This window comes from Pantoea sp. X-Soil-YNGN-775 (assembly GCF_059730575.1).
Genome location: NZ_AP035945.1, coordinates 2,840,847 through 2,853,592 on the forward strand (window position 1 = coordinate 2,840,847; position 12,746 = coordinate 2,853,592).

The 12,746-nt window shown below is 59.3% G+C and carries 12 protein-coding genes; 4 read left to right on the forward strand and 8 right to left on the reverse strand.

From position 1 onward, the window contains the following. Positions 1-7: 7 nt before the first annotated feature. Both AC6I8I_RS13250 and flk read left to right on the forward strand, forming a co-directional pair. Complete coding sequence (locus AC6I8I_RS13250; RefSeq protein ID WP_312055885.1) at positions 8-1,513, forward strand: tripartite tricarboxylate transporter permease; 1,506 nt, start codon at positions 8-10, stop codon at positions 1,511-1,513. A gap of 113 nt (positions 1,514-1,626) precedes the next feature. Beyond that, on the forward strand, positions 1,627-2,664 hold the full coding sequence (gene flk / locus AC6I8I_RS13255) for a flagella biosynthesis regulator Flk (protein WP_312055884.1): 1,038 nt from the start codon (positions 1,627-1,629) through the stop codon (positions 2,662-2,664). Between the two features lies 1 nt (position 2,665). Here flk and AC6I8I_RS13260 read toward each other — a convergent pair whose 3' ends face one another. Beyond that, positions 2,666-3,109, reverse strand: a complete 444-nt coding sequence (locus tag AC6I8I_RS13260; RefSeq protein WP_312055883.1) for a rhodanese-like domain-containing protein — start codon at positions 3,107-3,109, stop codon at positions 2,666-2,668. Between the two features lie 87 nt (positions 3,110-3,196). On the opposite strand from AC6I8I_RS13260, the gene pdxR reads away from it, so the two are divergent. Beyond that, the gene (gene pdxR / locus AC6I8I_RS13265) at positions 3,197-4,618 is read left to right on the forward strand and encodes a MocR-like pyridoxine biosynthesis transcription factor PdxR (protein ID WP_497827939.1); all 1,422 of its coding nucleotides are present in this window, start codon (positions 3,197-3,199) and stop codon (positions 4,616-4,618) included. 85 nt (positions 4,619-4,703) lie between these two features. Here pdxR and fabB read toward each other — a convergent pair whose 3' ends face one another. Then, complete coding sequence (gene fabB / locus AC6I8I_RS13270; protein WP_031377182.1) at positions 4,704-5,924, reverse strand: beta-ketoacyl-ACP synthase I; 1,221 nt, start codon at positions 5,922-5,924, stop codon at positions 4,704-4,706. 154 nt (positions 5,925-6,078) lie between these two features. Between fabB and mnmC the strand changes: the two genes are divergently transcribed. After that, a complete protein-coding gene (gene mnmC, locus AC6I8I_RS13275; protein WP_497827940.1) occupies positions 6,079-8,085 on the forward strand; it encodes a bifunctional tRNA (5-methylaminomethyl-2-thiouridine)(34)-methyltransferase MnmC2/FAD-dependent 5-carboxymethylaminomethyl-2-thiouridine(34) oxidoreductase MnmC1 in 2,007 nt (668 codons plus the stop codon). 33 nt (positions 8,086-8,118) lie between these two features. On the opposite strand, the gene AC6I8I_RS13280 is transcribed toward mnmC, so the two are convergent. The 6 genes from AC6I8I_RS13280 to prmB are packed head-to-tail and all read right to left on the reverse strand — an operon-like array spanning position 8,119 to position 12,702. Beyond that, positions 8,119-8,403 carry a YfcL family protein gene (locus AC6I8I_RS13280; protein ID WP_312759607.1) on the reverse strand — a complete coding sequence of 95 codons (285 nt, stop codon included), beginning with the start codon at positions 8,401-8,403 and terminating at the stop codon, positions 8,119-8,121. A gap of 32 nt (positions 8,404-8,435) precedes the next feature. Next, entirely contained in the window at positions 8,436-8,981 is a 546-nt protein-coding gene (locus AC6I8I_RS13285; RefSeq protein WP_312055879.1) for an elongation factor P hydroxylase, read from the reverse strand. A 16-nt stretch (positions 8,982-8,997) separates the two neighbouring features. After that, entirely contained in the window at positions 8,998-9,801 is an 804-nt protein-coding gene (locus tag AC6I8I_RS13290; RefSeq protein ID WP_312055878.1) for a sulfite exporter TauE/SafE family protein, read from the reverse strand. A gap of 8 nt (positions 9,802-9,809) precedes the next feature. Then, positions 9,810-10,634: a penicillin-insensitive murein endopeptidase gene (gene mepA / locus AC6I8I_RS13295; protein ID WP_312055877.1), complete on the reverse strand. Its 825-nt coding sequence runs from the start codon at positions 10,632-10,634 to the stop codon at positions 9,810-9,812. Between the two features lie 4 nt (positions 10,635-10,638). Further along, on the reverse strand, positions 10,639-11,724 hold the full coding sequence (gene aroC, locus AC6I8I_RS13300; protein ID WP_312055876.1) for a chorismate synthase: 1,086 nt from the start codon (positions 11,722-11,724) through the stop codon (positions 10,639-10,641). Positions 11,725-11,769: 45 nt separating this feature from the next. After that, the gene (gene prmB / locus AC6I8I_RS13305; RefSeq protein WP_279810003.1) at positions 11,770-12,702 is read right to left on the reverse strand and encodes a 50S ribosomal protein L3 N(5)-glutamine methyltransferase; all 933 of its coding nucleotides are present in this window, start codon (positions 12,700-12,702) and stop codon (positions 11,770-11,772) included. Positions 12,703-12,746: the final 44 nt, after the last annotated feature.

Sequence of the window (12,746 nt, forward strand, 5' to 3'; positions counted from 1 at the left end):
GAGCATCATGGATACCTGGTCCTTTTTAATGCAGGGCTTTGCCGTCGCCATGACGCCAGAGAATCTGCTGATTGCGCTGATTGGCTGCTTTATCGGCACCATCGTTGGCCTGCTGCCGGGCCTTGGCCCGATCAACGGCGTGGCGATTCTGATGCCGCTGGCTTTTGCCCTGCACTTACCGGCGGAATCGGCGCTGATTCTGCTGGCCACGGTCTATATCGGCTGTGAATATGGCGGACGTATCTCCTCGATTCTGCTGAACGTGCCGGGTGATGCCGGGGCGATCATGACCGCGCTGGATGGTTATCCAATGGCGCAACAGGGTAAAGCGGGCGTCGCACTGTCGATTTCGGCGGTCAGCTCGTTTGTCGGTTCCACCATCGCCATTATCGGCATTATTCTGTTTGCCCCGCTGCTGGCCAGCTGGTCGCTGGCGTTTGGTCCGGCAGAATATTTTGCGCTGATGGTGTTCGCCATCGCCTGTCTCGGCAGCATGATGAGCCACAATCCGCTGAAGTCATTCCTCGCGGCACTGATTGGGCTGGGAATGGCTACCGTCGGCGTCGATGCCAATACCGGCGTCTACCGCTTTACCTTTGACAGCGTTCATCTCTCCGACGGTATTCAGTTTGTAGTGGTGGTGATTGGCCTGTTCTCGGTGAGTGAAATCCTGCTGATGCTTGAGTCGACCAGCAGCGGACAGAAGGCAGTGCGGGCCAGCGGCCGGATGATGTTCAATATGAAAGAGGCGGCGATGGCAACCGGTGCGACGCTGCGATCCTCCTTTATTGGCTTTTTTGTCGGCGTGTTACCGGGTGCCGGTGCGACCATCGCCAGCGCTATCGCCTACATGACCGAGAAGAAAATCAGCGGCAGCGACCAGTTTGGTAAAGGGGATATTCGCGGTGTGGCCGCGCCGGAAGCGGCAAACAACGCCTCAGCCTGCGGCTCTTTTATTCCGATGCTGACGCTGGGTATTCCCGGCTCCGGCACCACGGCGGTGATGGTCGGCGCGTTAACGCTGTATAACATTACGCCGGGACCGGCGATGTTTGTGGAGCAGCCGGATATTGTCTGGGGCCTGATCGCTGCGCTGTTAATCGGCAACGTAATGCTGTTGATCATGAACATTCCGATGATTAACGTCTTCGCCCGCATGCTGACCATTCCGCTGTGGTTCCTGGTGCCGGCGATTGCCGCCATCTCCGCCGTTGGCGTTTACGCGGTACACAGCACCACCTTCGACCTACTGTTGATGGTCGGGCTGGGAATCTTTGGCTATATCCTGCGTAAAATGGACTTCCCGATGTCGCCGTTGATTCTGGGCTTTGTGCTGGGTGAGATGCTGGAGCAGAACCTGCGTCGCGCCTTGTCGATCAGCAACGGCAATCTGGTGATCCTGTGGGAAAGTCTGATCTGCAAAGTGCTGCTGGTACTGGCGATTGCGGTACTGCTGGTGCCGCCGATCTGGAAACGCTGGCGTCGTCATCGTCTGAAGCTGGCAGAAGAGTAAATCTCCCGCCGAAACGCGTGCGCCCCCGTGGGATTTCCCGGGGGCTTTTGCTATCATGGCGCATTCATTTTCCGGCGCACCCCACGCTGTTCTGTTTTCCCAAGGAATCCGCCATGCAACCTCTCAGCGGCCCCGGTGTGCCGGTCGGCGATCGTTCATCTGTCAATCCGCAAACCGGCGCAACGCGTCCCGGTTCGGTGGCCGGTGAACAGCCCCTCTCTCCTGCCCAGCGCACTACCTTAGAACGTCTGATCGTGCGTATTCTCTCGCTCAGTAATTTGAAAGCGCCTGAGCTGTGGGCCGGTGTGCGTCATGAAGTGGGCGTTAAGAGCGAAGCGGAATTACAGTCGCGCCATTTTCCGGCGGCGGAGCAATATCTGAACGCCCGCCTGACCCAGGCGCAGACCGGTCATGCGACGCGTCAGCTGATGACCCAACTGACCGATCTGCTGCCGAAAGGCAATAATCGTCAGGCGGTCAGCGATTTCATTCGTCAGCAATTTGGTCAGACGGTGTTGAGCGCGCTGAGCCAGGATCAGCTGCGTCAGGTGCTGACCATGCTGCAGAACGGACAGATGGCGATTCCGCAACCGCAGCAGACCCGCGTCAGCGATCGTAGCCTGCTGCCGGCTGAGCATCAGACCCTGAATCAGCAGGTGGTGCGCCTTGCGGCCGCCACCGGTGAATCGAGCGGAAAACTGTGGGCCGCGGCGTTAAAGCTGGTCAACCTGACCAGCGGCGATCCGATCCCGTCACGCCACTTCCCGCTGCTGACACAGTATCTGCAGGTGCGCCAGACCTTAAGTCAGCACAGCGCACCGACGCTGCAACTGCTGGAAGTCTCGCTGAAACAGCCGCTCGATCAGCACGAGCAGCGTTTGCTGGAGGATTACAGCCAGCAGCGTTTCCAGGCGACGCCGCAGACGGTTCTCACCGCCACCCAGACGCAGGATCTGCTGAATTTCCTGTTCAGCCGTCGCGCCGAGAAGATGCATGAACAGCCGCTGGCCGCCAGCGAGATCAAACCGCAACCTATCTGGTCGCCGTTTGTCGCCTCGCTGCCTCCGACGCTACAGCCACTGGCAAAACGGCCTCTGCTGGGCGCATTAGTGGTGCTGGTGGTGCTGTTTTTACTGTGGCTGGTGCTGTGAGTTAACAGCCACAGGCGACGTCGGGTGCGGCATCTGGCCATTCACCCGGCGCCTCACCCCAGGTCAGCGGATGACCGTCACGTTTCCAGAAATCCAGCCCGCCAATCAGTTCTTTCACCTGAAAACCCAGCGACGCCAGCTTCCACGCCGCTTTGGTCGATCCGTTACAGCCAATCCCGTCACAATAGGTGACATAGACTTTGCTGCGATCAAGCCGGGCAGTGCTGGCCGCGTCCATGTCGCGATGGGGAAAATTGATCGCACCGCAGATATGGCCGCTGCGGTAGACGTCAAACGAACGCGCGTCGATCACCACGATCTCCGGCTGGCGTTGCGCCAGATCCTCTGCCAGATCCCAGGCATCGGTGTAGTAAGCGAGTTTAGCCTGTAAATAGTCGAGACTTTGCTGCGGGCTGGCCGCGGCAACACGTAATACCGATGACATAGTGATTCTCCTGTTGTGGTATGCCGGCAGTTTACGGCAAAGTGGACTGCTCTTTGAGACCCATTTTCCTTACCGGATAAGACCCTTATGCGCTCACCGCTGCTGCAACTTTTTCAGCATCAGGCCACCGGCGGCCTGCGCGAACGGCTGTGTACCACGCTGCGGCTGGCGATTAGTCGCCACCATCTGCGCGCCGGACAACAGTTGCCCTCCACCCGCCAGCTGGCTGAGGATCTCAAGCTGTCTCGCGTCACGGTGGAAGCGGCGTACGGTCAGCTGGAGAGCGAAGGCTACCTGCGGCGTGAAATCGGGCGTGGTAGCTTTGTGGCGATAACCATGCCGGAACCGTCAGCGCCGCCTGCGGTTCATCAGCCCGCCCCTTTTTCGATGCGCGGTCAGCAGGTGCTGGCAACTGGTGGCTGTCAGGATCCGCCCTTTCCCCACGCGTTTGCTGCCGGTTCGCCGGAGTTACGCGCATTTCCTCATGAGATCTGGCGACGCCTGAGCAGTACCGTGCAGCGTTCACTGGGTAGCGCCGCGATGGGATATGGCGATCCCTGTGGCTATCTGCCACTGCGCCGCGCCCTGGCTGACTTTCTGGCGCTGTCACGCGGCGTGCATTGCCAGCCTGAGCAGGTGATGATCCTTACCAGTTCCCAGCAGGCTTTACAGCTGCTGGCGCTAATGCTGCTGGATGCGGGCGATGAAGTCTGGCTGGAAGAGCCGGGTTATCCCGGTGCGCGCAACGCTTTTCTGGCGGCGGGTGCGCGGCTGCGCGCTATCGGGCTGGATGACCAGGGGGCGGTACCGATCGATGGCAATGCGAAGCTGATGTATCTGACGCCTTCCCATCACTATCCGACGGGCGTCACGCTGAGCCTGCCACGACGGCTGGCTTGGCTGGCGTGGGCGCGGCGCAACCGCAGCTGGCTGATTGAAGATGATTACGACAGCGAGTTTCACTATCACCACCGCCCGATTCCCGCCCTGCAGGGGCTGGACCGTCATCAGCGGGTGATTACGCTCGGCACCTTCTCTAAATCACTGTTTCCTTCGCTGCGACTGGCGTGGATGGTGGTGCCGCCAGCGCTGGTGGCACCGCTGGGCCAGGCACGCAGCGTGCTGGATGGTCACAGCGCCCTGCTGCCGCAGGCTATTGCTGCCGCCTTCCTGCAACAGGGCCATTTCGCCAGCCATCTGCGCTTGATGCGACAGCTCTATGGCAGTCGGCGCGAGTTGCTGATCGAACAGATTAACCAGCGGCTGACGCCGTGGATCACTCCGTTCGACAGCGGCGGCGGATTACAGTTAACGGTGAAGCTGGCGCAGGATGAGGCGCAGTTAACCGCCCGGGCCGCGCAAATCGGCCTGTTGCTGCCGCGTCTTAGTCCACTGTATGCCGGACCGCCGCGCCAGCAAGGCTGGCTGCTGGGCTATGCGGCACTAACGCCGGATGAGATAGTGGCGGGTTGCGACAAACTACGCTGGCTGCTGGCGGAGCGAGGCTGAGAAGGAACGACGGACAGAGCAAAAGCGGGGATAAGCGGCAAAAAAAAGGACCGGCAAGCCGGTCCTTCTGGGATCTGTCAGCGCATTACGCCTGGTATTTACGCATGGTCAGGGTTGCGTTGGTGCCGCCAAAGCCGAAGCTGTTGGACATCACTGTGGTCAACTCTTTTTCCATTGGCTGAGTCACGATATTCATGCCTTCAGCCGCTGCATCCAGCGAGTTGATGTTGATGCTTGGGGCAATAAAGCCATGCTCCAGCATCAGCAGTGAGTAAATCGCTTCCTGCACGCCTGCCGCACCCAGTGAGTGACCGGTCATGGCTTTAGTTGCTGAAATGTACGGCGTGTTGTCGCCAAACACTTCACGAATCGCTCCCAGCTCTTTCACATCGCCGACCGGCGTTGAGGTACCGTGGCTGTTGAGGTAGTCGATTGGGGTATCTACGCCGTTCATCGCCATCTTCATGCAGCGCACTGCGCCTTCACCTGACGGTGCCACCATATCTGCGCCGTCTGATGTCGCACCGTAGCCGACGATCTCAGCATAGATATGCGCACCGCGCGCCAGCGCATGTTCCAGCTCTTCAACCACCACCATGCCACCGCCACCGGCGATCACGAAGCCGTCGCGCTCGTTATCATAGGTACGTGAGGCTTTTTCTGGCGTGTCGTTGTAACGGGTAGAGAGCGCGCCCATCGCGTCGAATTCACAGGCCATTTCCCAGCACAGCTCTTCGCCGCCGCCAGCAAACACGATGTCCTGTTTGCCCAGCTGGATCTGCTCAACCGCATTACCGATACAGTGTGCCGAGGTGGCACAGGCCGAGCTGATTGAGTAGTTTACGCCGTGAATTTTAAATGGTGTCGCGAGGCAGGCTGAAACGCCAGACGCCATCGCTTTGGTGACCACATACGGGCCAACCGCTTTCAGGCCGCGTGGGCTGCGCATTGCATCAGCACCAAACACCTGGAAACGCGGTGAACCGCCGCCTGAACCGGCAATCAGACCCACACGTGGGTTGTTCTGATACGCTTCCACGCTCAGGCCAGAATCTTTAATCGCTTCTTCCATGGAAAGATAGGCATAGATGGACGCATCACTCATGAAACGCACGACTTTGCGATCGATGAGGCCGGTGGTATCTAATTTTACGTTACCCCAGACGTGACTACGCATGCCGGAATCTTTCATCTCTTCAGAAAAGGTGATGCCAGAGCGGCCTTCACGCAGAGATGCCAGCACCTCTTGCTGGTTATTACCAATACTGGAAACGATCCCTAAGCCAGTAATCACAGCACGTTTCATTCAATAATCCTCATCCACTTCTTCTTAATTGACGAGCACTCTAGCGTACACTTGTACGCCGAACAAGTCCGATCAGCCATTTCCTTTTGTAAATTTGCGTCATGTCACGCTGGTCGCTAAAATCGCGCCACTGCCTGAAAAATGAGCCTTTAGCGTGAAATTAACCCCGGTCGAACATGCACAGCTGAACTGGAATGAACAGGGTACACCTGTTTCCCGAGCGTTTGGTGACGTCTATTTCTCCAACGATAACGGTCTGGAAGAGACCCGCTATGTCTTCCTCGGGGGCAATCAGTTGCCGCAGCGCTTCGCTCAGCATCCGCGTGATGTGCTGATTGTGGCCGAAAGCGGTTTCGGCACCGGCCTCAATTTTCTCACGCTGTGGCAGGCTTTTGATGCGTTTCAGCGCCAGCAGCCGGACGCGATTTTAAAACGTCTGCATTTCATCAGCTTTGAGAAGTTTCCGTTAACGCGCGCCGATTTAACCGCCGCACATCAGCACTGGCCCGAACTGGCCCCGTGGGCGGGTGAACTGCAGGCGCAGTGGCCCGCTGCCCTGCCCGGCTGTCAGCGTCTGCTGTTTGATGGCGGCCGCATTACGCTCGATCTGTGGCTGGGTGATATTAATCAGCTGATGAGTACCCTGGATGACAGCCTGCATCGTCAGGTGGACGCCTGGTTCCTCGATGGCTTTGCGCCGTCGAAAAACCCCGATATGTGGACGCCGCAGCTGTTCAGCATGATGGCGACGCTGGCGCGGCCGCAGGCAACATTTGCCACCTTTACGGCCGCCGGCTTCGTGCGGCGTGGACTGCAGCAGGCGGGTTTCAGCGTCACCCGCCGGAAAGGTTTTGGCCCCAAACGCGAGATGCTGTGCGGTAGCCTGCAATCAGCACCGCCGCTGCCGGCGACGCAGCCGTGGTATGCCCGGCCCGCCAGCCCGACGCGGGAAGCGGCGCTGATTGGCGGCGGCGTGGCCAGCGCCAGTTTAGCGCTGGCGCTGCTGCGGCGCGGCTGGCGCGTGACGCTTTACTGCGCCGATGAAGCACCGGCGCTGGGCGCGTCCGGCAACCGTCAGGGCGCGCTCTATCCATTGCTGAATCAGCACGATCCGGCCATCGCCACCTTTTTTCCGGCGGCGTTCAGCTTTGCCCGCCGCCTGTACGATCGGCTACCGCTGCCTTACGAACATAACTGGAGCGGGGTGTTGCAACTTGGCTGGGACCAGAAAAGCAGCAAAAAAATTGAACAGATGCTGGCGATGGGGTTGCCTGACGACATCGCCTGTGCTGTTGATGCCGACCAGGCAGAAGCGCTGGCGGGCGTGACGCTCGGCTGCGGCGGGATTTTCTATCCGCAGGGTGGCTGGCTGTCACCGGCCGAACTGACCTCGGCGATGCTGGCCCATGGCGAGACGCAGGGCTTGCGGATCCACTGGCTGCACCGCGTAACCGGGCTGACGCATGACGGTGAACAGTGGACGCTGTCGTTCAGCGATCGTCCGGCGGTGCGCCATCCGACGGTGGTACTGGCGAATGGTCACGCCATCAGCGACTTTACCCAGAGTGCGCCTCTGCCGATCTATCCGGTGGCAGGCCAGGTGAGTCACGTTCCGTCGACGCCGGAACTGAATGCGCTGCAGACCGTGCTCTGCTACGACGGCTACCTGACGCCGGTCAGTCCGCAGTTCGCTACGCACTGCATCGGTGCCAGCTATCATCGTGGCGAAACCGCCACCGCGTATCGGCAGCAGGATCAGCAGGAGAACCGCAGCCGTCTGCAACAGTGCCTGCCCGACAGTCGCTGGACCGACACGGTAGACATCAGTGCGGATGAGGCGCGTGTTGGGGTGCGCTGTGCGACCCGCGATCATCTGCCGATGGTCGGCAGCGTGCCGGATTATGCCGCCACGCTGGCGCGCTACGCCGATTTACCGGCACAGCAGGCGGCGGGCAGCGCGATCGCTGATGCTCCTGGCTTTAACGGTCTGTATCTGTTTGGTGCGCTCGGTTCACGCGGATTATGCAGCGCACCGCTGGCGGCTGAAGTGCTGGCGGCACAGTTGACCGGCGAACCGCAACCGGCAGATGCCGCCACGCTGGCTGCGCTGAATCCGAATCGTTACTGGGTCCGAAAATTGCTGAAGGGTAAACCGGTTTAAGCGGGGTTGCGGGCGGCATGCCGCCCTGTACCGTTATGCGGAGAGTTGACGAGCCTGGACAAACAGGTTGTCCCACATTCCGACCACTAAGGCCTGATCACGCGGCGACAGCTCACCAGCGGCAATGGCATTTTGCAGACTGCGGGTCACCTGAATCTGCAATGCTTCCGGCGTATGTTCGCCCAGTTGTTCGACTTCAGCCACCGCCAGCGTGAGGTGTCCACGCAGATAACCGCTGGCAAACAGCTCATCGTCACTGGCATGATCAACCATGTCGTCAATCAGGGCCAGAATACGCGCTTCAAATTCTGCGATCATCTCAATTCCTCTTTTGATAATGCCTTGCTGCATCACAGATCGTCCGGCCAGGGAAACTGCGATGCGCTTAATGAAGGCCTGCCATAAAATTCCGCCAGGGCGGCAATAAAACGCGCGGGACGAGCGGGAATGCCCGACGTCAGATAGCTCATGACCTGAGCATGCACTTTACGCTGGAACGCAATGCGATCCGGCTCACAATCTCCGTCGAGATTGTCACAACTGACGTTGAAGGGAAAGCCTGCTGCAACACAAAACATCCATTCAAGCGCCTGCGGCTTCACTTCAACGGCTTCAAACTGACTCTGGGTGAGCGCATCGCGGCCATCCGGGCAGTACCAGTAGCCAAAATCGACCAGCTTGCGGCGCGCTTCACCGGCGATGCACCAGTGCGAAATTTCATGCAGGGCGCTGGCATAAAAACCGTGGGCAAACACCACGCGGTTCCACGGCGACTCTGCGTCTGCCGGAAGATAGATCGGTTCGTCGTCGCCTTTAATTAGACGGGTCTGAAATTCATCGCTAAAGCAGCGATCAAACAGCGTAATCAGCTGGGTGTAATCGTGTGTTGTGCTCATTGTTATCACGTAATAGTTACGGGTGCAGCGTGGCGAACCACGCCAGAACGGCGCTGCCGTGGCTGTCCCACAGCAATTTAATGCTCATGACAGCGGAGACGATCACCACCATCGGACGGATCAGCTTTTGCCCGCGGGTCAGCACCAGGCGTGCGCCCAGCCGCGCCCCGCAAAATGCGCCCAGCATCATGATCAGACCGGTTCCCCACACCACTTTGCCGCCGAACATAAAGAACAGCAGGCTACCGAAGTTGGAGGTGAAGTTAAGGATCTTGGCATGCGCCGTCGCTTTGGCGAGGTTGTAGCCACAGAGAGTGACAAAGGCCAGCGCATAAAAGGAGCCGGCGCCGGGTCCAAAAAAGCCATCGTAAAAGCCGATGCAACCGCCGCCCACCAGCGCATAAGCGATGCCGTGCAGGCGACGGGCGCGATCTTCTTCACCAATGCGCGGCATCAGCAGAAACCACAAACCGATGGCAATCAGAAACAGCGGCAACATCTGGCGCAGAATGTCCGCCTGCAGGCGCTGAATCAGCACCGCCCCCAGCACCGAACCGAGAAAGGTCATGGCGATATTCAGCCACTGCTCATTCAGCTTTACCGCACCGCGTCGGATAAAATAGAGGCTGGCTGAGAATGACCCGCCCACCGACTGCAGCTTGTTGGTCGCCAGCGCCTGCGCCGGGGAAAGGCCGGCGGCCAGCAGCGACGGCACGGTCAGCAGACCGCCGCCGCCGGCAATCGAGTCAATAAAACCGGCCAGCATGGCGACAAAGAACAGCAGCCCGACCAGCAACGGGCTGATCACGAACCAATCCATGTGATCCCTTACAGTAAATGTTTATCCAGCAGCGCCTGACAGGCAGGCGGCAACGGTGGAGGCTCGCGTTTCACTGGCGCACCGCTTCCCGGTTTTTTCGGCAGGAACCAGCTCTGCAACTCTGCGCCACAGCCATCACCCGCCGGCGGCGCAGGCTGATCTTCACAGCCGATGCTGCCGGCCGGACAACGCAACCGCACATGCATATGGGCGCGATGGGCAAACCACGGGCGCACTTTACGCAGCCAGTCACGATCCGCGCCAGCATCGGCACACAGCTGTTTCTTGATCGCCGGATTGACGAAGATGCGCGTGACGTCATCGTCTTTCGCCGCCAGCTTAATCAGGCTGTCGATCTCCGGCTGCCAGTGACGGGCAATGACGTTTTTATCGCCCGGCCCCACCAGATCCAGCGGCTGCGGCTTCAGCAACTGCTGCGCACTCCAGCGGGTTTTCGGCAGCTGCAGCCAGATATCCACATCCAGTCCGGTCTGGTGACTGGCGTGGCCGCTGCTGAAGCGCCCGCCTGCCGCCATGCCCATGTCGCCAATCAGCAGATTACCCAGCTGCAGATTATGCACCCGGGTGCTGAGACGCTGAATGAACTGGATCAGATCGGGATGGCCGAAGTAGCGCCGCTGGTCCTGACGCATCACCTGATAATACGGCGAATTGAGCGGCAGCGCCTGGGCACCAATGATACAGCCGTTCGCAAAGCCGCCAATCGACTGCGGGGTTCCGCTGATCGGCTGCTGGATTTGTTGCCATGGCGTGGCCGCCACGATTGGGGCGCTGAACAACAGCGCGCTAAGCGTAAGCAGAAGCGCTTTCATGCGATCACCAGCGCGGCACGGGGCTGTTAACGTCCCCATTCTGCGCCCGCTGACGCAGCAGATGATCCATCAGGACGATTGCCATCATCGCTTCGGCGATCGGCACCGCGCGGATCCCGACGCAGGGATCGTGACGACCTTTGGTGATCATCTCTACTTCTTCGCCGTCGCGGGTGATAGTTTTGCCCGGCACGGTAATGCTGGAGGTCGGCTTCATCGCGATATTGGCGCTGATGGTCTGACCGCTGCTGATGCCGCCGAGGATGCCGCCCGCGTGGTTGCTCTGAAAGCCGCTACGGCGAATTTCATCACGATGCTGGCTGCCGCGCTGATTAACCACCGCAAAGCCATCACCAATCTCGACGCCCTTCACCGCGTTAATGCTCATTAGTGCGTGGGCCAGGTCGGCGTCCAGACGGTCGAACACCGGCTCGCCCAGACCCGGCGGCACGTTTTCAGCCATTACCGTCACTTTGGCACCAATCGAGTCACCCTCTTTTTTCAGGCTGCGCATCAGTTCGTCCAGCGCGTCCAGCTTGTCTGCATCCGGACAGAAGAACGGATTCTGTTCGACGATCTCCCACTGTTTTAGCTCACAGGCGATATCGCCGATCTGCGCCAGATAGCCGCGCACCACCACGCCGTGCTTCATCTGCAGATACTTTTTGGCAATCGCACCGGCAGCAACCCGCATCGCGGTTTCGCGCGCCGACGAGCGGCCGCCGCCCCGATAGTCACGCTGACCATACTTTTGTTCATAGGTGTAATCCGCATGGCCCGGACGAAACAGATCTTTGATGGCACCGTAATCCTGGGAACGCTGATCGGTATTCTCAATCAGCAGGCCAATGGAGGTACCGGTGGTCACGCCCTCAAACACACCGGACAAAATTTTCACCTGATCCGGCTCGCGGCGCTGAGTGGTATAGCGCGACGTGCCTGGCCGACGACGATCGAGATCGTGCTGAATATCTGCTTCGGTTAGCGGAATGCCCGGCGGCACGCCATCAACAATGCAGCCCAGCGCAAGACCATGGGACTCGCCAAAGGTGGTTACTCGAAAAAATTGTCCGATGCTGTTTCCGGCCATTGTGGTTCCTTGTTACGGTTCGGCGGGCGATGCTTCGCCCCACTTTTAGTCTTTGTAAAAAGAGAAATGATGCTGTGCGTCGACGATCTGCTGGCGGGTCAGCATAAATACGCCGTCACCGCCGTTATCGAACTCCAGCCAGGTAAACGGCACATCGGGATACTGTTCCATCATGTGCACCATGCTGTTGCCGACTTCGCAAATCAGCACGCCCTGCTCGCTCAGATACTGTGGCGCGCAGGCCAGAATACGGCGCACCAGCTTCAGGCCATCGCTGCCGGCCGCCAGTCCCAGTTCCGGCTCGTGGTGATATTCGCCCGGCAGATCGTCCATATCTTCCGCATCGACATAAGGCGGATTGGTGACGATCAGATCGTATTTCAGCGCCGGTAACTCGCGGAACAGATCGGCGCGGATCGGCGTGACCTGCTGCATCAGGCCATGTTCTTCAATATTCTGCTCGGCAACCGCCAGCGCATCGCTGGAGATGTCGACCGCGTCAACTTCAGCCTCAGGAAACGCATAGGCGCAGGCGATGGCGATACAGCCGCTGCCGGTACACATATCCAGAATGTGGCGCGGTTTCTCGCTGATCAGACCGGCGAAGCGATTTTCGATCAGTTCACCAATCGGTGAACGTGGCACCAGTACCCGTTCATCGACATAAAATTCGTGACCGCAGAACCAGGCTTTGTGGGTCAGATAGGCGACCGGAATGCGCTCATTGACGCGGCGAATGACCCGCTCGACGATCAGATGACGCTCACTGGCGGTCAGGCGTGCATTGCGCATCTCTTCCGGAATATCCAGCGGCAGCCAGAGGGACGGCAGGACCAGTTGAACGGCTTCGTCCCACGGATTGTCTGTGCCATGTCCGTACCAGATTCCGGCAGCGGAAAAGCGGCTGACCGCCCAGCGCAGCATGTCCTGAATGGTGTGCAGCTCGTTCACTGCCTCATCGACGAAAATTTTGTCCACGTAGCCCTCCGCAGGCCATTTACTAAATCGGCCGATAGTGTGCC